Origin of the sequence: Pseudomonas sp. MG-9, from assembly GCF_018729515.1 — a bacterium.
In the GTDB taxonomy this organism is placed as follows: domain Bacteria; phylum Pseudomonadota; class Gammaproteobacteria; order Pseudomonadales; family Pseudomonadaceae; genus Aquipseudomonas; species Aquipseudomonas serboccidentalis.
Map to the genome: position 1 here is coordinate 596,853 of NZ_JAHHZH010000003.1, position 21,722 is coordinate 618,574.

The window sequence follows — 21,722 nt, forward strand, 5'->3', positions numbered from 1 at the left end:
CGCAATCGCGAGCAGGCTCACTCCTACAAGGGATTGGCGTAACGGCCTAACTCATCTGCTCAACCCGATCCCGCCCGCCCTGCTTCGCCGCATACACCCCCGAATCCGCGCGCAGCAGCAACGCATCCGCGCCCTCCCCCGGGCGCCAGCTGGCGATGCCGAAACTCGCCGTCACCACGCCGACCACATCCACCGGCGCACCGCGCAAGCCCTGCCACAACTCCACCGCCAGCATGTACGCGTGCTCGCCGTCGATGTCCGGGCACAGCACCATGAACTCTTCGCCGCCCAGACGGCAGAACACATCAGTGCGACGCAGACGATGACCAATGCGCTCGCACACCGCTTGCAGCACGCGGTCACCCACGGCATGCCCGTACTGGTCGTTGATCCGCTTGAAGTGGTCGATGTCGAGCATGATCACCGACAGTTCGCCACCGCCGCGCTCGACCCGGGCCATTTCGGTGGTCAGGCGTTCTTGAAAGTAGCGACGGTTGTGGATGCCGGTCAGTGAGTCGGTGACCGACAGTGCCCGCAATTCCTCTTCCACCCGCTTCAGATCGGAAATGTCCGAGATGTAGCCGTGCCACAGCACGCCGCCGCCCGGCAGCTCTTCCGGCGTCGCCTCACCACGCACCCAGCGCAGGCCGCGCTCGGGCAGTTGCACGCGGTACTCCTCGCGCCAGGGGCTGAGGTTGTCTGCCGAGGCGCGGATCGAGGTGCGCACGCGGGTGATGTCCTGCGGGTGGATGCGGGAGAAAATCGCCTCGGCATCGAGCAGCAGCACGTCCGGCGCCAGCTCGTAGATATCGCGGATGCCGTCGCTGGCGTAGATCACGCTGAAGCGCCCGTCGAATTCCATCTTGAATTGATAGATGCCGCCAGGCACGTGAGCACTGAGCTTTTTCAGCAGCACATCCCGCGCCGCCAGCGCCTCGTGCACGCGCTTGCGCTCGGTGATGTCGATGCAGATCGCCAGATGCCCGACCCACAGGCCCTGCTCATCGAGCACCGGGGTGGCGAGCATGTTCACCGGCAGATGACTGCCATCGCTGCGCACCAGCGTCCACTCGCGCGCTTCATGACCGCCGACTTCGCCACCCTCGACCAGCATCGCGTGACAGGTCGGGATGCTCTTGCCGTAGCGCGCGCTCAATTCCGCCGCGCGCGCTGCGAGTTCGCGCGGCAGGTGCAGGTTTTCCAGGGTCATGTGGTCGACGACATCGGCGCTGCTGTAGCCGAGCATCTGCTCTGCGCCGGGATTGAAGGTGTTGATCACCCCGCGCAGGTCAGTGGCGATGATTGCGACTTGGGTCGCGGCGTTCAGCACCCCGCGCAACTGGCCGTGGGTGCCGCGCAGTTCCTGCTCGCGTGCGTGCAATTCCTGGGTGCGCAGTTCGACCATGCGCAGGGCGCGCTGGCGCTGACTCACCAGGACGTAGAGCAACGCGCTGAGCAACAGGCTCAGCAGCGCCCCCAGCACCACCAGGCTGCTGACCGACGAATGGTTGGCCTGCAGAAAGGCTTCGCTGGGCTGTATGTCCACTTGATAGTCATGGTCGGCCATGCGCAACAACCGCGTGGCCGACAGATCACTGGCCCCGGCTGTGTTGGCGGATTCGTAGAGCACTTCATGCTGATCATCAGTGGACAGATCAAGGATGCGCACCGTGAGGAAGTCCTGGTTGTCCTCGGGCAAGCCATCGGCCAGCAACTGTTGCATGCTGATCACCGCCATCACATAGCCTTCAGACGTACCTGTCGGCGCCCCTTCACGGCTGACCGGCGCCAGCAGCAATACGCCCCGGGCATACGCCGGATCGATGCCCACCAGGTGCAATGGCTGCGACACCGCCATGTGCCCGGTGCGGTCGGCGCGCTCCAGTGTCGCTCGTCGCAGAGGTTGCGCCAGCAGATCGTAACCCAACGGCGTGGGCAAATGACTCCGGCTCTGGGTGTAGATCACCGGTACGTATTCGGGGCGATCACCGGCCGCCTGTAACTGGCCTTCAGCGTTCAGCTCGCGAAGGGTGAAGGTGCTGAAACCTTCGTTGCGCACGGCTTGTTCGATCGCCGGGCGCTCGGCACGGCTCACCCGAGGCGCGTAGGAATAGGCCTGGGTACGTAATAAAAGAGGTTTGGCATAACCGTCGAATTCGGCACGGGATACCGAATAGGAGTTGGCGAAGAAACGGCGCAGGCCGTCGAGGCGTTGTTCCTGATCCTGGAAACGTTCTTCGATACGGCTGTAACGCTCATTGGCCAGCAGTTGGAAGCGCTGGCGCAATTGATGATGAAACTGATTGAGGGAAGCCCAGGCGAGCAGCCCCGTGAGAATCCCGCCGGCGAGCAATACCAGCAGCGCGACCAACCAGGCCGAGACGTCTTCGCTGATAAAACCCAGGATCCTTGGGCGCACGGGGTGCAACGACATAAAGACAACTCACTACGCCAGCATTTGCGGGAAAACCCCATTGACCGTGTGTGAGTTATAGCTATTAGCCACTAATTTAGCTAGCGCAGGAGGATCCACGGAGCCTTTAAAAATCAAGGCTCTGTGGATCCAACTTTGGCAAGTGTCAACGAGCCGTGATTTTCCAGGCGCGGTGAATCTTGGTGTTGCGGGCAAAATCCGGATCAATGGTCTGCGCGCTGATTTCCTCGACCGCGTAGCGCTCGGCCAGGTTCTCCTCCAGCTGGAACTTGCGGAAGTTGTTGGAGAAGTACAGCACACCGCCCGGGGCCAGACGCGCCATGGCCAGGTCGATCAACTGCACCTGGTCACGCTGCACGTCGAAAATGCCTTCCATGCGCTTGGAGTTGGAGAAGGTCGGCGGATCGATGAAGATCAGGTCGAACTCGTCCCGGCAGCTTTCCAGCCACGCCATCACGTCGCCCTGCTCCAGACGGTTCTTGTCGGAGAAACCGTTCAGCGACAGGTTGCGACGCGCCCAGTCGAGGTAGGTTTTCGACAGGTCGACGCTGGTGGTGCTGCGCGCCCCGCCCTTGGCGGCGTGCACGCTGGCCGTCGCGGTGTAGCAGAACAGATTGAGGAAGCGCTTGCCGGCCGCCTCTTTCTGGATGCGCATGCGGATTGGCCGGTGGTCGAGGAACAGCCCGGTGTCGAGGTAGTCGGTGAGGTTCACCAGCAGCTTGACGCCACCTTCGCTGACCTCATTGAACTTGCCCTGCGCGGCCTGACGCTCGTACTGCTTGGTGCCGCTCTGGCGCTCGCGGCGTTTGACCACCACGCGGCTCTTGTCGACGTTCAGCGCCTGCGGAATCGCGGCCAGGGCATCGAACATGCGTGCCGAGGCCTTCTCCGGATCGATCGACTTCGGCGCAGCGTATTCCTGCACATGCACCCAGTCGTGGTACAGGTCGATGGCCATGGCGTATTCCGGCATGTCGGCATCGTAGACGCGGTAGCAATCGATGCCTTCGCGCTTGACCCACTTGCTCATCGCCTTGAGGTTTTTCTGCAGGCGGTTGGCAAACATCTGCCCGCCTTCGCTCAGGCGCGGTTGCTCGATCACCGGCGCTGGGGCTGGCGTCGGTTTGATCGGATTGCCGTTCTTGTTGAACTTGCGCTCTTGCGGCTCGTTCGGGGTTTGATCGTAAGCCGCTTGCTCGCGCTCGGCCTGACGCTGTTCCGGGGTACGACGCTCGCCGGTAACGAACTGATCCGGCAGCACCTTGATCAGCAGCAACTTGCACGGCAGCGCGCCGTTCCAGAACGAATACTGTTTGTGGCTGCGGATGCCCATGCGCTTGCCCAGGTCCGGCGCACCGGTGAACACCGCCGCTTCCCAGTTCAGGCAGGCCTGACGCAGACGCTCGCCGAGGTTCTGGTAGAGGTAGAGCAGGCTGGCTTCATCACCCAGACGCTCGCCATACGGAGGGTTGCAGATCACCAGACCTTTCTGGTTCTGGTCCGGACGCGGCTCGAAGGTCGCGACTTCGCCCTGATAGATCTTGATCCACTCGCTCAGACCGGCGCGCTCGACGTTGTTGCGGCCCGGTTGAATCAGGCGCGGGTCGGCTTCGTAACCGCGAATCCACAGCGGTGGCTTGGCCAGACCGGCAGCGGCACGCTCGACGGCTTCTTCATGGAGTTTTTTCCACAGCGCCGGGACGTGGCCCAGCCATGCAGTGAAGCCCCACTGCTCGCGACGCAGGTTCGGCGCCATGTCGGCGGCGATCATGCCGGCCTCGACGAGGAACGTACCGACACCGCACATCGGGTCAGCCAGCGCGCCGCCTTCGGCAGCAATGCGCGGCCAGCCGGAACGAATCAGGATCGCCGCCGCGAGGTTTTCCTTCAGCGGTGCAGCGCCTTGCTGCAAGCGGTAACCGCGCTGGTGCAGGCTGTGGCCGGAGAGATCGAGGGACAGAATCGCCTCACCGCGATCCAGACGCAGGTGAATGCGCAGGTCCGGGTTGAGTTTGTCGATGGACGGACGGTCGCCCTGCGGGGTGCGCAGTTTGTCGACGATGGCGTCCTTGACCTTCAAGGCGCCGAAGTGGGTGTTGTCGATGCCCGAGCCGTGACCGCTGAACTCAACGGCCAGAGTGCCGTCGCTGAGCATGTGGTCCTGCCAGTCGACATCCAGCACGCCGTGGTAGAGGTCTTCGGCGTCCTTCATCGGGAAACGCTTGAGGACCAGCAGCACACGGTTGGCCAGACGCGACCAGAGGCACAGGCGATAAGCGGTTTCCATGGTCGCCATGCCACGCACGGCGGAGGTGTGCTCGCGGGCGTCTTCAAGGCCAAGCCCGACGGCTTCCTCGATGAGCAGGCCTTCAAGGCCTTTGGGGCAAGTGAGGAAGAGTTCGAAACGATCGGACATGGTATTTCCAGAGCCTTTGGCTAGTGAACCGGCAACGCATTGCCGATCCGGTTTTCAATCAGGCGCTTTTCTAAAAGAGCGCCCGCGTGGCACGAAGGTGTGCCGTTCCATCCCCGCTGCTCGGGTTAAAAGAGCTTAGATGCAAGGACAGGTAAAAAAGTTGATGAAACAAAAAGTCTTAAAGCGACCCTTCGTCGCTTATTAACCGAGCGTAAACGTGGGTCATTCTCACTAAAGGATTAACCCCATCATCCCGCGCGAGGCTGATCATACCGGGGTTTGCTGAAAAAACGCTCATGAAACCCGTCGTTACTTATGGCTGTAGCACTATTTTCGTTACGTCCTTATGACAAAACGATCATTCCCTCGGTGTGACTCATTGGTTAGAACTGACCACAGGTTGACGTCGCAACGGCGTCAACACCTTGGCTCGCCACGCCGGCAGCGAGCCGCCCCACGGCAGAGTTTTTCTGCCAGACCTCGGTTGAGGTCAACGCGACACAAACAGTCAACAAGTGAGGGAAACACCCTATGAGAAGACTTAAGCGTGATCCGTTGGAAAGAGCATTTTTGCGCGGATATCAATATGGCGTTGGTGGCAAATCCCGCGAGCTTTGCCCATTTACTCTACCGTCGGTACGTCAAGCCTGGATCAACGGCTGGCGAGAAGGACGCGGCGACAACTGGGACGGTATGACCGGCACTGCGGGGATCCACAGACTCAACGAACTTCACGCCGTCGGCTGACACAGGGCACTTATTGCGACACGACAATCTGAATTTTTAGCGACTTACCATGCACGTCCTTCCCGGACGGCGGGCTGCGGCCCAGGGGCTCCTTCGAGGAGCCCTTTTTTATGCCTGAATGACACACATCTCATGTAGGAGCTGCCGGAGGCTGCGATCTTTTGCTTTTGATATTAGAAAACAACATCAAAAGATCGCAGCCTCCGGCAGCTCCTATATTGACCGGGTCAGCCTGGGTTATTTGCGCAGGGCGGCGATCGCGTCTACCGACTCACGAATCAGCGCCGGGCCTTTATAGATGAAGCCCGAATAGATCTGCACCAGGCTCGCACCGGCGAGAATCTTCTCCGCCGCATGCTTGCCTTCGGTAATCCCGCCAGCCGCAATGATCGGCAACCGTCCGGCCAATTCACCGGCCAGCACTTTCACGGTATGCGTGCTCTTCTCCCGCACCGGGGCACCCGACAGACCACCCGCCTCGTCGCCATGCTCCATGCCTTCGACGCCGACGCGGCTCAGGGTGGTGTTGGTGGCGATCACCGCGTCCATGCCGGTTTCGATCAGCGCCTGCGCGACCTGCGCGGTTTCTTCGTCGGTCATGTCCGGGGCGATCTTGATCGCCAGCGGCACGTGTTTGCCGTGACGCAAGGCCAGTTCGGCGCGGCGCGTGGCCAGGTCCGCCAGCAACTGCTTGAGCGAGTCACCGAACTGCAGGCTGCGCAGGCCCGGGGTGTTCGGCGAGCTGACGTTGACAGTGATGTAACTGGCGTGGGCATACACCTTGTCCAGGCAGATCAGGTAGTCGTCGACAGCGCGCTCGACCGGGGTGTCGAAGTTCTTGCCGATGTTGATCCCCAGCACGCCCTTGTATTTGGCTGCGGCGACCCGCGCCAGCAGGTTATCGACACCGAGGTTGTTGAAGCCCATGCGGTTGATGATCGCCTCGGCTTCCGGCAGGCGGAAGATCCGCGGTTTCGGGTTGCCCGGCTGCGGACGCGGAGTCACGGTGCCGATTTCGACAAAACCGAACCCCAGTTGCGAGAAGCCATCGATGGCCGCGCCGTTCTTGTCCAGACCGGCCGCCAGACCCACCGGGTTCGGGAAATCCAGGCCCATGACCGTCACCGGCACGTTCGCCGGCTTCTTGCACAGCAAGCCGTTGAGGCCCAAACGCCCACCCGCGCCGATCAGATCCAGCGACAGATCATGGGAGGTTTCCGGGGAAAGTTTGAACAACAGCTGACGGGCCAGGGTGTACATGGGCGGCGATGACTCGGGCGGCGAAAAGAGGCGGCGATTATAGCCGGGCAACGCTCCCTGGCGCGAGGCGTACAGGCAAATCAGCCCGACTGGCATATGCCTTGCACCTTGCGGGTTATCAGCCCACGGGCCAATGGCGGCGTGCGGGCACGGACAATGACGTCGTCCTTGGGTTTTGCTTGGGCAAAGCCGGGGACGACGTTTTTTTTGAAGGTGGCTTTATATGAGTGATTCGCCCGTCGGGCCGCTGGCCTGGGTCAACGGCAGTGACGCCCCGGAGAAAAGCGTGATCAACCTCGGCTTCATGGCCCTGAGCGATTGCGCCTCGGTGGTCGTGGCCGCAACGCAGGGCTTTGCCCAACCTTATGGCCTGACGATCAACCTCAAGCGTCAGGCCTCATGGGCCACGTTGCGCGACAAACTGGTCAGTGGTGAACTGGATGTCGCCCACAGCCTGTACGGGCTGATTTACGCGGTGCATCTGGGCATCGGCGGCGTCGCCCCGTGCGACATGGCGGTGCTGATGGGGCTGAACCAGAACGGCCAGAGCCTCAACCTGTCCCGCGGCTTGCAGCAACTGGGCGTGACCAGTCCTGAGGCGCTGGATCGGCACGCGCACCAAACCCGCGCAAAACTGACCTTCGCCCAGACCTTCCCCACCGGCACCCATGCAATGTGGCTTTATTACTGGCTGGCGAGTCAGGGCATTCATCCGTTGCAGGATGTCGACAGTGTGGTGGTGCCGCCGCCGCAAATGGTCGCGCACCTGCAAGCCGGGCGCATCGATGGGTTCTGCGTCGGTGAGCCGTGGGCTGCCAGCGCCGTGCAGCAGGATCTGGGGTTCACCCTCGCCACCAGCCAGACCATCTGGCCCGATCACCCGGAAAAAGTCCTCGGCTGCACCCGCGCGTTCGTCGAACAATATCCCAACACCGCCCGGGCGCTGGTGATGGCGATCCTCGAGGCCAGCCGCTTCATTGAGCAAAGCCCGGAAAACCGCCGCAGCACCGCACAACTGCTGAGCGCCCCGGAATATCTCGACGCCCCGCTGTCCTGCATCGAGCCGCGGTTTCTCGGTGACTACGCCGACGGCCTCGGTAATCGCTGGCAGGACCCGCACGCCTTGCGCTTTCATGGCAACGGCGAGGTCAATCTGCCGTATCTGTCCGACGGCATGTGGTTCATGACCCAGTTCCGCCGCTGGGGCTTGCTGCGTGAAGATCCCGACTACCTCGGCGTCGCCCGCCAGGTTCAACAGCTGGAGATCTACCGCGAAGCCGCCACCGCCGTGGGCGTCGCCGCCTGGGGCAAGGAAATGCGCAGCAGTCAGTTGCTCGACGGCAAAGTCTGGGACGGCAGCGATCCGGCCGGTTACGCCCGCAGTTTCAAGCTGCACGCCCTGAGCGACGCCGCTGCCCTTCTCGCCCGCCGCTGACAGGAGACCGACACCATGTTGCGCATTCTGCTGATCAACGACACCGCGAAAAAAGTCGGGCGCCTGAAAGCCGCGCTGACCGAGGCCGGTTTCGAGGTCATCGATGAGTCCGGCCTGACCATCGACCTGCCGGCACGCGTCGAAACGGTGCGCCCGGACGTGATCCTGATCGATACCGAGTCACCGAGCCGTGATGTGATGGAGCAAGTGGTGCTGGTCAGCCGCGACCAGCCCCGGCCAATCGTGATGTTCACCGACGAACATGACCCGGGGGTGATGCGTCAGGCGATCAAGTCCGGGGTCAGCGCCTACATCGTCGAAGGCATTCACGCCCAGCGCTTGCAGCCGATTCTGGATGTGGCGATGGCCCGCTTCGAAAGCGATCAGGCCCTGCGCGCGCAACTGCACGCCCGCGACCAGCAACTGGCCGAGCGCAAGCGCATCGAACTGGCCAAAGGGTTGCTGATGAAGATGAAGGACTGCAACGAGGAAGAGGCCTACACCCTGATGCGCCGCCAGGCCATGAGCCGCCAGCAGAAACTGATTCAGGTGGCGGAGCAGATCATTGCCATGAGTGAGTTGCTCGGCTGATTAAAGATCAAAAGATCGCAGCCTTCGGCAGCTCCTACACGGACATGCGTATTCCTGTAGGAGCTGTCGAGTGCAACGAGGCTGCGATCTTTTGATCCTTGGCACAAATCTGGCTAGGCATTCAGTACAGGTAACCAACGGCGGTTGCCCCACCCACGACAAAGACGTCGCTCACCCGTTCGCCCCTCATGGCGAAACAGGTAGCGGCGTTTTTTGCGTTTTGGCCCCACAGCCCGGGGCCGGTGGTGCGGCCGTGGCGGCGCTCCACCTGCTGTGACTCCTATAGAGACTCTTTTCAGCTGAGGTGCGCGATGAATTCAAGCTTCTGGAAATCCGGCCATACCCCGACCCTGTTCGCAGCCTTTCTGTATTTCGACCTGAGTTTCATGGTCTGGTACCTGCTCGGCCCGCTGGCGGTGCAGATCGCCGCCGACCTGCACCTGACCACGCAACAACGCGGCCTGGTCGTGGCGACGCCGATTCTGGCCGGGGCGGTGCTGCGCTTTGTGATGGGCATGCTGGCTGATCGTCTGTCACCAAAAACCGCCGGACTGATCGGCCAGGTGATCGTGATCTGCGCACTGTTCGGCGCCTGGAAACTCGGCATCCACAGTTATGAACAGGCGCTGGTGCTCGGGCTGTTCCTCGGCATGGCCGGCGCCTCGTTCGCCGTCGCGCTGCCGCTGGCCTCGCAATGGTATCCGCCGCAACATCAGGGCAAGGCCATGGGCATCGCCGGCGCCGGTAACTCCGGCACCGTGTTTGCCGCGTTGATCGCTCCGGTGCTGGCCGCGTCATTCGGCTGGAGCAACGTATTCGGCTTCGCGCTGATTCCATTGCTGCTGACCCTGGTGCTGTTCGCCTGGCTGGCAAAAAACGCCCCGCAGCGGCCGAAAGCCAAAGCCATGGCCGACTATTTCAAGGCGCTCGGTGACCGCGACAGTTGGTGGTTCATGTTTTTCTACAGCGTCACCTTCGGCGGCTTCATCGGCCTGGCCAGCGCCCTGCCCGGCTATTTCAATGACCAATACGGCCTGAGCCCGGTCACCGCCGGTTACTACACCGCCGCCTGCGTGTTCGGCGGCAGCCTGATGCGCCCGCTGGGTGGCGCACTGGCGGATCGCTTCGGCGGCATCCGCACCTTGCTGGCGATGTACACCGTGGCGGCGATCTGCATCGCGGCCGTCGGCTTCAACCTGCCAAGTTCCTACGCCGCGCTGGCGCTTTTCGTCTGCACCATGCTCGGTCTTGGCGCTGGCAACGGTGCGGTGTTCCAGTTGGTGCCGCAACGTTTTCGCCTTGAGATCGGGGTGATGACCGGGCTGATCGGCATGGCCGGCGGCATCGGCGGCTTTGCCCTGGCCGCCGGCATGGGCGCGATCAAGCAAAGCACCGGCAGCTATCAACTGGCGTTGTGGTTGTTCGCCAGCCTTGGCGTATTGGCGTGGTTCGGCCTGCACGGCGTCAAACGTCGCTGGAGAACCACTTGGGGTTCGGCAGCCGTGACCGCGGCACGGGTCTGAAACGCCGATGGCTTTGCAACTGAGTTTCGCCGAAGCCAGCGCCACCGGCCCTCGCGAGGAGAATCAGGACGCCCTGCGCCTGGTCACACCGGCTCCGGCACTGGCGGCGAGCAAGGGTTACCTGTTCGCCATTGCCGACGGTGTCAGCCAATGTGCCGATGGCGGGCTCGCTGCGCGTTCGACCTTGCAGGCTTTGGCCCTCGACTACTACGCCACGCCGGAAACCTGGAGCGCGGCCCAGGCCCTGGATCGCCTGCTGCTCGCCCAGAACCGCTGGTTGCAGGCCAACGGTGGAGGGCAACCGCTGCTCACCACGGTCAGTGCCTTGGTCATGCGCGGTCGGCGCTTTACCTTGGCTCATGTAGGCGATTGCCGGGTTTATCGCTGGCACGCCGACAGTCTGCAGCGGGTCAGCGACGATCACGTCTGGGATCAACCGGGTATGCAGCACGTGCTCAAACGCGCGCTGGGGCTGGATCAGCATCTGGTGCTGGATTTCCTCGACGGTGAATTGCGCGCAGGCGAGTGTTTCGTGCTGCTCAGCGATGGCGTGTGGTCGACATTGGGTGATACCGCGATTGCCGCGATTTTGCGTGATCAGCCGGATCTCCACAGCGCGGCACACACGCTGGTCAACGCCGCCCACCTGGCCGGCAGTCAGGACAACGCCAGCGCGTTGCTGGTGCGGGTCGATGCCGTCGGTGAGGCGAGCCTCGGCGATGCGCTGATACATTTACAGCAATGGCCGCTGCCGCCACCGCTGAAAACCGGGCAGATGTTCGAAGGCTGGCAGGTGCAAGGCGTCGTCGGCCAGAGCCAGCAATCGCTGCTGTATCGGGTCATGGATGGGCAAGGCCGGAGCTGGCTGTTGAAAACCCTGCCGGCGCGTCTGGCCGATGATCCCCAGACCGGGCAGGCCTTGCTGTCGGAAGAATGGTTCCTCAAACGCGTCGCCGGACGGCACTTTCCTGAAGTCCATGCCGGCAACCAGCGTCAGCATTTGTACTACGTGATGCGTGAATATTGCGGAACGACGCTGGCGCAGTTGTTTCAACAGAACGGCCCCTTGCCCGTGGCGCAATGGCAGGAGATCGCCGAGCGGCTATTGCGCGCGGTGGGATTGCTGCATCGGCGACAGATTCTGCACCGCGACATCAAGCCGGAAAATCTGCACCTGGGCGACGACGGTGAGTTGCGGTTGCTGGATTTCGGTCTGGCGTACTGCCCGGGACTGTCACAAGACACACCGTCAACGCTGCCGGGAACACCGACTTTCATCGCCCCGGAAGCCTTTCGCGGCGAGCCACCCAGTGCGCAACAGGATTTGTACGCCGTCGGCGTGAGCCTGTATTTCCTGCTGACGGGGCACTTTCCCTACGGCGAGATCGAAGCCTTTCAACGACCGCGATTCGGCGTGCCGGTGAGTGCCAGTCGCTACCGTCCGGACTTGCCGGAGTGGGTCGCGCAGAGTCTTGAGCGCGGTGTTGCTGCGGACCCGCAACAGCGATTTGAAACGGCTGAAGAATGGTTATTGCTGCTGGAACAGGGTGAGCGGCGCAGTCTGAGCGTGCGACCCAGACCTTTATTGGAGCGAGAGCCGCTGAAGGTCTGGCGGACGATGGCGTTGCTGGCCCTGCTGGGGAATCTGGTGCTGCTGGTGTTGTTGTTTCATCACCCTTGAAAGATCGCAGCCTTCGGCAGCTCCTACAGGGAATTGCGTACACCTGTAGGAGCTGCCGAAGGCTGCGATCTTTTGATCCTGCGCTCCAAAAAAGCGCAACACGCCTCCAAAAAGTGCAGCGAGACATCCCCAATCGAGCCAATGTCCCAGCAATTACAGTCCTCCCGGCACTTGGCACAACCGCTGCATTACTCGTTTCACCATACATAAAACCCAACCTTCAACGACGAAGGCCGGGTTTCCCGAGAGAACGGGACCAGGACAAAGGCGTCCTCGCTAGGCAACTAGCGGGACGCCTTTTTTTGTTTGCGCAAAATTTGTCGAGCAAGGCCTGACTGCCCACAAGAGGCCAGCCGCAGCTCCCCCGGAGAACCTGATGAAAAAACTCAAACTGGTGATGATCGGCAATGGCATGGCCGGGGTTCGCACCCTGGAAGAACTGCTCAAACTGAGCAACGAGCTGTACGACATCACGGTCTTCGGCGCCGAACCGCACACCAACTACAACCGCATTCTGCTGTCACCGGTGCTGGCCGGCGAGCAGACCTTCGAAGAGATCGTGCTCAACGACCTCGACTGGTACCTGGAAAACAACATCAAGTTGTTGCTCAACCGCAAGGTGGTGCAGATCGACCGGGTCAAACGTCGGGTGATCGCCGAAGACGGCACCGAGGCCGAATACGACCGCCTGTTGATCGCCACCGGTTCGACGCCATTTATCCTGCCGATCCCTGGCAATACCTTGCAGGGTGTGATCGGCTACCGCGACATCGCCGACACCCAGGCGATGATCGACACCGCGAAAACCCACAAACACGCGGTGGTCATCGGCGGCGGCCTGCTCGGCCTCGAAGCCGCCAACGGCCTGATGCTGCGCGGCATGCACGTCACCGTGGTGCACCTCGGCGAATGGCTGCTGGAGCGGCAACTGGACAAGACCAGCGGCCAACTGCTGCAAAGCGCCCTCGAATCCCGTGGCCTGCACTTTCGCCTGTGCGAGCAGACCCAGGCCCTGCACGATGCCGGCAATGGCCGGGTCGGCTCGGTGCAATTCAAGAACGGCGACATCATCCCTGCTGATCTGGTGGTCATGGCCGCCGGCATTCGCCCTAATACCGAACTGGCGGAACAGGCCGGCATCCCGTGCAACCGCGGGATTCTGGTCAACGACACCCTGCAAACCTACGATCCGCGCATTTATGCCATCGGCGAGTGCGCCAGCCATCGCGGCATTGCCTATGGCCTGGTAGCACCGCTGTTCGAACAGGCCAAAGTCTGCGCCAACCACCTCGCACAATTGGGTTTCGCCCGCTACCAGGGCTCGGTGACCTCGACCAAATTGAAAGTCACCGGCATCGACCTGTTTTCCGCCGGCGACTTCATGGGCGGCGAAGGCACCGAAACCATCACCCTCTCCGACCCGATCGGCGGCGTATACAAGAAACTGGTGATCAAGGATGACGTGCTGGTCGGCGCTTGTCTGTACGGCGATACGGCAGATGGCGGTTGGTATTTCCGCCAGATTCGTGAGAATCACGCCATTGGCGAGATCCGCGATCACCTGATGTTCGGCGAAAACGCCCTCGGAGACGTAGGACATCAGGGCCAGGACAAAGCCATGGTCATGGCCGACACCGCCGAAGTCTGCGGCTGCAACGGCGTGTGCAAAGGCACCATCGTCAAGGCGATTCAGGAACACGGCCTGTTCAGTGTCGATGAGGTGAAAAAACACACCAAAGCCGCGAGTTCCTGTGGTTCCTGCGCTGGTTTGGTCGAGCAGATTCTGATCAACACCGTCGGCGGCGCGGCGGACGTCAAACCGAAGAGCGAAAAAGCCATCTGCGGTTGCAGCGACCTCAACCACGGGCAGATTCGCCAGGCCATTCGCGAACAGCACCTGCTGACCATCGCCGGCACCATGAGCTACCTCAACTGGCGCACCCCCAACGGCTGTGCGACGTGCCGCCCGGCGCTGAACTATTACCTGATTTCCACCTGGCCCGGCGAAGCCAAGGACGATCCGCAATCGCGCCTGATCAACGAGCGCGCCCACGCCAACATTCAGAAGGACGGCACCTATTCGGTGGTTCCAAGGATGTGGGGTGGCGTGACCAACCCGTCGGAACTGCGGCGGATTGCCGACGTGGCCGACAAGTACAACGTGCCCATGGTCAAGGTCACCGGCGGTCAGCGTATCGACCTGCTGGGGATCAAGAAGCAGGACTTGCCCGGTGTCTGGAAGGACCTCGACATGCCGTCCGGCCATGCCTACGGCAAATCCATCCGCACCGTGAAAACCTGCGTCGGCAGCGAATTCTGCCGCTTCGGCACGCAGAATTCGACACAGTTGGGCATCGAGCTGGAACATGACCTGTTCAACATGTGGTCGCCGCACAAAGTGAAGCTGGCCGTCTCCGGATGCCCACGCAACTGCTCGGAAGCGGGGATCAAGGACGTAGGCATTATCGGCGTCGACTCCGGCTGGGAGATGTACATCGGCGGCAACGGCGGGATCAAGACCGAAGTCGCCGAATTCTTCGTCAAGCTGAAAACCGCCGAGGAAGTCCGCGAATACAACGGCGCGTTCCTGCAGCTGTATCGCGAAGAAGCCTTCTACCTCGAACGCACCGTGCACTACCTGCAACGGGTCGGCATGGAGCACATCAAGAAAGCCGTGCTCGAAGACCCCGAGCGCCGCAAGGCTCTGAACGAACGCCTGCAGTTCTCCCTGTCGTTCGAACAGGACCCGTGGAAAGAGCGTCTGGCGCAGCCGCAACTGAAGAAAGAATTCGATGTGATCCCTGTGAAAAACCTGGAGGTGCCGGCATGAACTGGCTCGATATCTGTGCCCTGGAAGAGATCAATGCCCTCGGTTCGCGGATCATCGCCGGGCCAAAAGGTGACATCGCGATTTTTCGTACAAGTGACGACGAGGTTTTCGCACTCGACGACCGCTGCCCACACAAAGGCGGGCCGTTGTCACAGGGGTTGATCTACGGCAAACGCGTGGCCTGCCCGCTGCACAACTGGCAGATCGACCTGCAAACCGGTGAAGCCCAGGCACCGGACATCGGCTGCGCCCATCACCACCCGGCGCGGGTCGAGAACGGTCGCGTGCAATTGGCCCTGCGGGATGCCGTCTGATGAACCGCCAGACGACCGCCTCGACCTGCTGCTATTGCGGGGTCGGCTGCGGCGTGCTGATCGAACATGACGGCGAGCGCATCCTCGGCGTCAGCGGCGATCCGGCGCATCCGGCCAACTTCGGCAAACTGTGCAGCAAAGGCTCGACCCTGCACCTGACCGGCGACCTCGCGGCACGCGCGCTGTACCCGGAATTGCGCCTGGGCAAAGGCCTGGCGCGCAGCCGTACTGACTGGGACAGCGCACTGGAACACGCCGCCAACGTGTTCGCCGAGACCCTCGCCGAACATGGCCCGGACAGTGTGGCGTTCTACATCTCCGGCCAGTTGCTGACCGAGGACTATTACGCCTTCAACAAGCTCGCCCGGGCGCTGGTTGGCACCAACAACATCGACAGCAATTCACGGCTGTGCATGTCGTCAGCGGTGGTCGGCTACAAACGCAGCCTCGGCGCCGATGCCCCGCCGTGCAGCTACGAGGACCTGGAACTGAGCGATTGCGTGATGATCGCCGGCAGTAACATGGCCTACGCCCACCCGGTACTTTTCCGGCGTCTGGAAGAGGCAAAATCCCGCCGTCCACAGATGAAAGTCATCGTCATCGACCCCCGGCGCACCGACACCTGCGACCTCGCGGACCTGCATCTGGCGATTCTGCCCGGCACCGACGTCGCGTTGTTCCATGGGATTTTGCATCTGTTGTTGTGGGAAGACTGGATCGACCGCGACTTCATCAAGGCGCACACCGAGGGTTTGCCCGAGCTGAAAAACCTGGTGCGCGACTACACTCCGCAGATGGTGTCGCAACTGTGCGGGATCAGTGTCGAGCAATTGCAGCAATGTGCCGAATGGGTGGGCACCTCGCCAAGTTTCCTGTCGTTGTGGTGCATGGGCCTGAATCAGTCCACGGCCGGCAGCGCGAAAAACAGCGCGCTGATCAACCTGCACTTGGCCACCGGGCAAATCGGTCGCCCGGGCGCAGGACCTTTCTCGTTGACCGGTCAGCCGAATGCCATGGGTGGGCGGGAAACCGGCAGCCTGTCCAATTTGCTGCCCGGCCATCGTGACGCAGCCAATCCCGAGCACCGCGCCGAAGTGGCGGCTTATTGGGGTGTCGATCAACTGCCCGAAAGCACCGGTCTGAGTGCGATTGAGCTGTTCGAGCGCGTGCGCAGCGGCCAGATCAAGGCGCTGTGGATTGCCTGCACCAACCCTGCTCAATCGATGCCTGATCAACACGCCGTTCGCGAGGCGCTCCAGGCCTGCCCGTTCGTAGTGTTGCAGGAAGCCTTTCGTACCACCGAAACCGCCGCCTTCGCCGACCTGTTGTTGCCCGCTGCCAGTTGGGGTGAAAAGGAAGGTTCGGTGACCAACTCCGAACGGCGAATTTCCCACGTGCGACAGGCCATTCTCCCACCGGGTGAAGCGCGGTCGGACTGGGCGATCACCGTGGATTTCGCACAGCGACTGGAGAAACGTCTGCGCCCGCAACAGCCGAGTCTGTTTGCCTTCGAGCAACCGGCGCAGCTGTTTGATGAATACAAGCAACTGACCCGTGGGCGCGACCTGGACTTGTCAGGCATCAGCCATCAATTGATCGACGAGTTGGGGCCGCAGCAATGGCCCTTCCCCACCGGCGCCCGGCAAGGCACTGCGCGCCTGTATGGCGACGGGATATTTCCTACGGCCAGTGGTCGCGCGCAGTTCATCACCGATCCCTACCGCGCCGCCAAAGAACAACGGGATGCGCGGTTTCCGCTGACCCTGATCACCGGACGCCTGCGCGATCAATGGCACGGCATGAGCCGCACCGGCACCGCTGCGCAATTGTTCGGGCATGTCAGCGAAGCGGTGTTAAGCCTGCATCCGGACGAAATGCGCCGACATCGCTTGCAGCCGGGCGATCTGGTCAATCTGAAGAGTCGGCGCGGTGCACTTATCGTGGCAGTCGGCAGCGACGACAGCGTGCGTCCGGGTCAGGCCTTTCTGCCGATGCACTGGGGCGACCGGTTTCTCAAGGGCGGGGTAAACAGCCTGACCTTGCCGGCCTTCGATCCTTTGTCGAAGCAGCCCGAACTCAAACACAGCGGCGTGCGTCTGGAGCCGGTGAATTTGCCATGGCACTTGTTCGCACTCATCGAGGGCGATGTTCAACGGCATTTCGAGACGCTACGACCCCTCTGTGAGGCGTTTTCCTACGTCAGCCTCAGCCTTGTCGGACGTGAACGGCCCGCGCTGCTGATACGCGCTGCCAGCGCCACGGCTCCGGAACCACAACTGCTGCGCGATATCGACCAGTGCCTGGCGCTGATCGACGGTCCGGTACTGGCCTACGACGACCCGCGCCGCGCCATTGGCAAACGGGTACGCATCGAAAACGGCCGAATCACCGCGATCCGCCTCGCGGGCGAAACCTTGGCCCAACACTGGCTGCAAGGATTGTGGCTTGAAGGCCGCGCCGACGAACAACTGCGCCGCTGGCTTCTGGCCCCGATGAGTGCGCCACCGGGCAATGCCGACTTGCAGGCCAACCCGGGCAAAACCCTGTGCAACTGCAAAAACGTCAGCCACAGCGCGGTGTGCGCCGGGATTCGCCAAGGCCTCGATTTGCAGGGCCTCAAACAACAACTGGGATGCGGCACGCAATGCGGTTCATGCGTCCCCGAAATCAAGCGCTTGCTGGCCGCAGATCTGCAGCCGGTATCGGTTATCTGATAAGGAAAACACCATGAATGCAAAAGTCTGGCTGGTGGGCGCAGGCCCCGGTGATCCCGAGTTGCTGACGCTCAAAGCAGTCCGCGCGCTGCGCGAAGCGGACGTGGTGCTGATTGACGATCTGGTCAACGACGCGGTGTTGGAGCATTGCCCCGCTGCGCGAATCATTGCCGTGGGCAAACGCGGCGGTTGCCGCTCGACACCTCAGGCGTTCATCCACCGACTGATGCTGCGTTACGCGCGCCAGGGTAAATGCGTGGTGCGGCTCAAGGGCGGCGACCCGTGCATTTTCGGCCGTGGCGGTGAAGAGGCGCAGTGGCTGCGCGAACGTGGTGTTGCGGTGGAGCTGGTCAATGGCATTACCGCCGGACTCGCCGGCGCGACGCAGTGCGATATTCCACTGACGTTGCGTGGTGTGGCGCGCGGCGTGACGCTGGTGACCGCGCACACCCAGGACGACAGCCAACTGAACTGGCAGGCGCTGGCGCAGGGCGGGACGACACTGGTGATTTACATGGGCGTGGCCAAGCTTGGCGAGATTCGCGATCAGCTATTGGCCGGCGGGATGGCGGCGAATACGCCGGTGGCGATGATTGAAAATGCGTCACTGCCTGAGCAGCGCGAATGCCGCAGTGATCTGCTGGGTATGAGCGAAGACGCGAGTGCCTTTGATTTGAAAAGCCCGGCGATTCTGGTGATCGGCGCGGTGGCCGCCATTGCAGAAGATCAAAAGATCGCAGCCTTCGGCAGCGCCTACAGGGCATAGGCCGCTCCAATGTAAAAGTGGCTGCAGCCAAATCGCAGACAAAGAAAAGCCCGGCCTGAGCCGGGCTTTTCTCAAAGCGGCGAGCTAATTACTTAGCTTGAGCTTCAACCTGCGCTTCTACGCGACGGTTAACAGCGCGACCAGCTTCAGTTTTGTTGTCAGCAACTGGGCGGGATTCGCCGTAGCCGATCGACTGAACGCGGGACGACTCAACACCGTACTGGTTGGTCAGAACTTGCTTAACGGCGTTTGCACGACGCTCAGACAGTTTCTGGTTGTAAGCGTCAGGACCGACGGAGTCAGTGTGACCTTCAACAGTGGTGTGAGTGGCTGGGTACTGCTTCATGAAGTCAGCCAGGTTCTTGATGTCAGCGTAGCTGTTTGGCTTGACGACCGACTTGTCGAAGTCGAATTTCACGTCCAGCTCTACACGAACAACTTCAGCAACTGCTGGGCAGCCATCAGCGTCAACAGTTACGTTGGCTGGGGTGTCCGGGCACTTGTCAACGTTGTCGCAAACGCCATCGTTGTCGCTGTCGGAGCAGACTTCAGCCGGAGCTGGAACTGGAGCAGCAGCTGGCTTGCCGCCGCCACCGAAGTTCACACCCAGACCAACCGATGGAGCGTAGTCCCAACGGCCGTTGTCCAGTTTGTAGTCAGCTTCTACGCCAGCACGGGCGAAGAAGTTTTCGGCGAAGTAGTACTTAACGCCAGCGCCAGCAGTCAGGAAAGTCGACTGGTCGCGACCGGTGTGGCCGTCAGCAGCTACGTTGGTCAGGTTGCCGTGCTTAACGCCACCTTCAACGTATGGACGCAGAGCGTCGCCAGCGTTGTTGAAGTGGTATTGAGCGGTCAGACCGAAGTTGTCACCGCGCAGTTTCTGGCTGCCGGTACCATCGTTCGAACGGGTGTGGTTGTTACGATCCCAGCCGAAGTTGATCGAGACGTCATCGGTCAGGAAGTAACCGATTTTGGCGCCTGGGTTGAAGCCGTCTTCGACATGATCAATGCTGTCGTTGTACTGCTTCTTGTAGTTGATCTCGCCTTCAACTGCGCCTTGGCCTTGTGCCAGTGCGCCGAACGAAGTAGCGGCAATAAGAGAACCAATGGCCAAGCCCAAGGTGTTTTTCAGTTTCATCCGTTAAATCCCCATCTGGTGATTGTGAAGCAGTCCCGCAAACCGGGGGACAACTCGGCGGCAAGTCTATCAGAACTTGCCTACACGTAAGAGATATTTGCGCTGAACTAAGTTTCAGCAATGCCTGCAAATTTCTCACGCAATTTGTCTAGAGCACGTTTGTACCGCATTTTTGTCGCACTCAAACCCATGTGCATGATGTCTGCGATCTCCTGAAATTCAAGTTCTGCGACAAATCGTAGCACCAGAATTTCACGGTCAATCGGGTTCACATACACCAGCCAGCGATCGAGTCCGCCCTTCTCCTCGGGTTTCGGCGCCTTTTCTTCCGACGCTTCTTCCAGGGGGTCCAGACTCAAAGCGTCCATCAAGCGACGCTTTCGCCGTTCCTTCCGATACTGCGTGATGCATTCGTTGTAAGTGATGCTGTACAGCCACGTCTTGAACTTCGATTTCCCCTCGAAGTTCTTCAGGCCGTACAGCACCTTCAGCATCACTTCCTGACAGACATCGTCTGCGTCGCGATCGTTCCCAAGATATCTCGCACAAACGTTAAATAATGTTCGCTGGTAACGCCGCATCAGCTCTTCATAGGCGCGCGTCACGTGAAACAGCTCGGTATGCGAGCGCGCGACCAACTCCTCATCAGAGAGCTCACGGGGGTCATAGCGCGTGGATAGCGTTTGGGCTTTATTCAAAACAAGTCGTGCCGACAGTCAGGTCAATGTCCGCCGCTACCCTCTCAGGGCAATTTGCGGCGGCATACATTAGCAGGGTTTGCCGGGTTAGCGGCTACTCACATGCTGTTCCAGCAGGATCCGATTGGAAAGTGAGACTAGCTCACCCTCATCGGTCAGCAATGTGGTTTTAACCGTGCCGATCTCTTCGATCTGGCCTTCGACCTCACCAACACGCACTTGTTGCCCAACCTGATACAACTCACGCACATAGATTCCCGCAAGAATCTGACCGGCAATTTCCCGGCTTCCCAACCCCATGGCCAGCGCAACCGCCAGACCAACGGTAATCAATACGATGACGATCACATGGTTCAGCAGGTCGGTCTTGACCTCAAGCTGACTGATCGCGACCGAAATGCTGATGATGATCACCAGCCCTTGGGCGATTCGGCCCAAGCCCGAAGCGTAGTCCAGTCCTACGCCTTCTGCCGCCCCGCGCACCAGCCCATTGGCCAGTTGCGCGAGCAAAACACCCACCAGCAAGACCAGCGCGGCGCCGAAAACTTTCGGCAAATACAACGCCAGCATGTCCAGCGTAGCTGAAACTCGCTCAAGTCCAAGGGACTCTGCTGCAGAAACGAGGAAAATCAGCAGAACGAACCAGTAGACGATCTTGCCGATCAGGGTCGAGATCGGCACTTGCAACCCGGCCCGCGACATCAATTTGGTCAGCCCGGTGCCGCCCATCAGGCGATCGAGGCCCAGTTTGGCGAGCAATTTGGACAGCAGGGTATCGAGCAGTTTGGCCACCACGAAGCCCAACAGCAGCACCACCAGTGCGCCGAACAGGTTCGGGATGAAGTTCGCAACTTTGGTCCACAACGCAGTCATTGCAGTGACGAGGCTCTGAGTCCAGAGATCAAGTTCCATATTCAATCAGCCTTATCAGCAGTGCGTGCAGTAGTTTTACGAAGACGGGAAACCGGCGAGACGTGGGCCGATCCGTTATTCAGGGCGATCATCAGCGCGGGCAGCCAGCGGCCCAGCAGGCTGAACAGATCACCGGCGCCGACCTGGCGGTTGGCGGTTTTGAGTACGCGACCCAGGCAGGCATCGTCGTCGCGGCTGGACGGCGAGGCGTTGAGCATGTCGCGCAAAGACTGTTCAAACGGATCGTGCATACGCACCTCTCG

At 61.1% G+C, this 21,722-nt stretch carries 16 protein-coding genes; 9 read left to right on the top strand and 7 right to left on the bottom strand.

The window, feature by feature from the left end; genetic code table 11:
- Window positions 1-46 precede the first annotated feature (46 nt).
- Together KKQ10_RS10785 and rlmKL are read right to left on the bottom strand one after the other, a co-directional pair.
- On the bottom strand, window positions 47-2,434 hold the full coding sequence (locus tag KKQ10_RS10785; RefSeq protein WP_215501073.1) for a sensor domain-containing diguanylate cyclase: 2,388 nt from the start codon (window positions 2,432-2,434) through the stop codon (window positions 47-49).
- Window positions 2,435-2,579: 145 nt separating this feature from the next.
- Complete coding sequence (gene rlmKL / locus KKQ10_RS10790) at window positions 2,580-4,850, bottom strand: bifunctional 23S rRNA (guanine(2069)-N(7))-methyltransferase RlmK/23S rRNA (guanine(2445)-N(2))-methyltransferase RlmL (protein ID WP_127652026.1); 2,271 nt, start codon at window positions 4,848-4,850, stop codon at window positions 2,580-2,582.
- A gap of 531 nt (window positions 4,851-5,381) precedes the next feature.
- Here rlmKL and rmf point away from each other — a divergent pair.
- Complete coding sequence (gene rmf / locus KKQ10_RS10795) at window positions 5,382-5,597, top strand: ribosome modulation factor (protein WP_003223300.1); 216 nt, start codon at window positions 5,382-5,384, stop codon at window positions 5,595-5,597.
- Between the two features lie 237 nt (window positions 5,598-5,834).
- Here rmf and KKQ10_RS10800 read toward each other — a convergent pair whose 3' ends face one another.
- Entirely contained in the window at window positions 5,835-6,857 is a 1,023-nt protein-coding gene (locus tag KKQ10_RS10800; RefSeq protein WP_215501074.1) for a quinone-dependent dihydroorotate dehydrogenase, read from the bottom strand.
- A 223-nt stretch (window positions 6,858-7,080) separates the two neighbouring features.
- Here KKQ10_RS10800 and KKQ10_RS10805 point away from each other — a divergent pair, with 223 nt between their 5' ends.
- From KKQ10_RS10805 to cobA, 8 genes are all read left to right on the top strand, one after another.
- The gene (locus tag KKQ10_RS10805) at window positions 7,081-8,292 is read left to right on the top strand and encodes a CmpA/NrtA family ABC transporter substrate-binding protein (RefSeq protein ID WP_215501075.1); all 1,212 of its coding nucleotides are present in this window, start codon (window positions 7,081-7,083) and stop codon (window positions 8,290-8,292) included.
- A gap of 15 nt (window positions 8,293-8,307) precedes the next feature.
- A complete protein-coding gene (locus KKQ10_RS10810) occupies window positions 8,308-8,883 on the top strand; it encodes an ANTAR domain-containing response regulator (protein WP_042558507.1) in 576 nt (191 codons plus the stop codon).
- Window positions 8,884-9,194: 311 nt separating this feature from the next.
- Complete coding sequence (locus KKQ10_RS10815; protein WP_127652023.1) at window positions 9,195-10,406, top strand: nitrate/nitrite transporter; 1,212 nt, start codon at window positions 9,195-9,197, stop codon at window positions 10,404-10,406.
- A 7-nt stretch (window positions 10,407-10,413) separates the two neighbouring features.
- On the top strand, window positions 10,414-12,087 hold the full coding sequence (locus KKQ10_RS10820; protein ID WP_215501076.1) for a bifunctional protein-serine/threonine kinase/phosphatase: 1,674 nt from the start codon (window positions 10,414-10,416) through the stop codon (window positions 12,085-12,087).
- A gap of 376 nt (window positions 12,088-12,463) precedes the next feature.
- Entirely contained in the window at window positions 12,464-14,917 is a 2,454-nt protein-coding gene (gene nirB / locus KKQ10_RS10825) for a nitrite reductase large subunit NirB (RefSeq protein ID WP_215501077.1), read from the top strand.
- Window positions 14,914-15,231: a nitrite reductase small subunit NirD gene (gene nirD, locus KKQ10_RS10830; protein ID WP_027613287.1), complete on the top strand. Its 318-nt coding sequence runs from the start codon at window positions 14,914-14,916 to the stop codon at window positions 15,229-15,231. Before nirB ends, nirD begins: the two co-directional genes overlap by 4 nt.
- Window positions 15,231-17,945 (top strand): nitrate reductase, encoded by a 2,715-nt coding sequence (locus KKQ10_RS10835; protein WP_215501078.1) that lies wholly within the window; start codon window positions 15,231-15,233, stop codon window positions 17,943-17,945. Before nirD ends, KKQ10_RS10835 begins: the two co-directional genes overlap by 1 nt.
- 13 nt (window positions 17,946-17,958) lie before the next feature.
- Complete coding sequence (gene cobA / locus KKQ10_RS10840) at window positions 17,959-18,711, top strand: uroporphyrinogen-III C-methyltransferase (RefSeq protein WP_127652019.1); 753 nt, start codon at window positions 17,959-17,961, stop codon at window positions 18,709-18,711.
- An 88-nt stretch (window positions 18,712-18,799) separates the two neighbouring features.
- Here the strand turns inward: cobA and KKQ10_RS10845 are convergent, their stop codons facing one another.
- From KKQ10_RS10845 to KKQ10_RS10860, 4 genes are all read right to left on the bottom strand, one after another.
- On the bottom strand, window positions 18,800-19,849 hold the full coding sequence (locus KKQ10_RS10845; protein ID WP_102357820.1) for an OmpA family protein: 1,050 nt from the start codon (window positions 19,847-19,849) through the stop codon (window positions 18,800-18,802).
- A gap of 107 nt (window positions 19,850-19,956) precedes the next feature.
- A complete protein-coding gene (sigX, locus tag KKQ10_RS10850; RefSeq protein WP_011333251.1) occupies window positions 19,957-20,547 on the bottom strand; it encodes an RNA polymerase sigma factor SigX in 591 nt (196 codons plus the stop codon).
- 87 nt (window positions 20,548-20,634) lie between these two features.
- Window positions 20,635-21,459 (bottom strand): mechanosensitive ion channel family protein, encoded by an 825-nt coding sequence (locus KKQ10_RS10855; RefSeq protein WP_007916401.1) that lies wholly within the window; start codon window positions 21,457-21,459, stop codon window positions 20,635-20,637.
- A 2-nt stretch (window positions 21,460-21,461) separates the two neighbouring features.
- A complete protein-coding gene (locus KKQ10_RS10860; RefSeq protein ID WP_003223293.1) occupies window positions 21,462-21,710 on the bottom strand; it encodes a hypothetical protein in 249 nt (82 codons plus the stop codon).
- Between the last annotated feature and the right edge of the window lie 12 nt (window positions 21,711-21,722).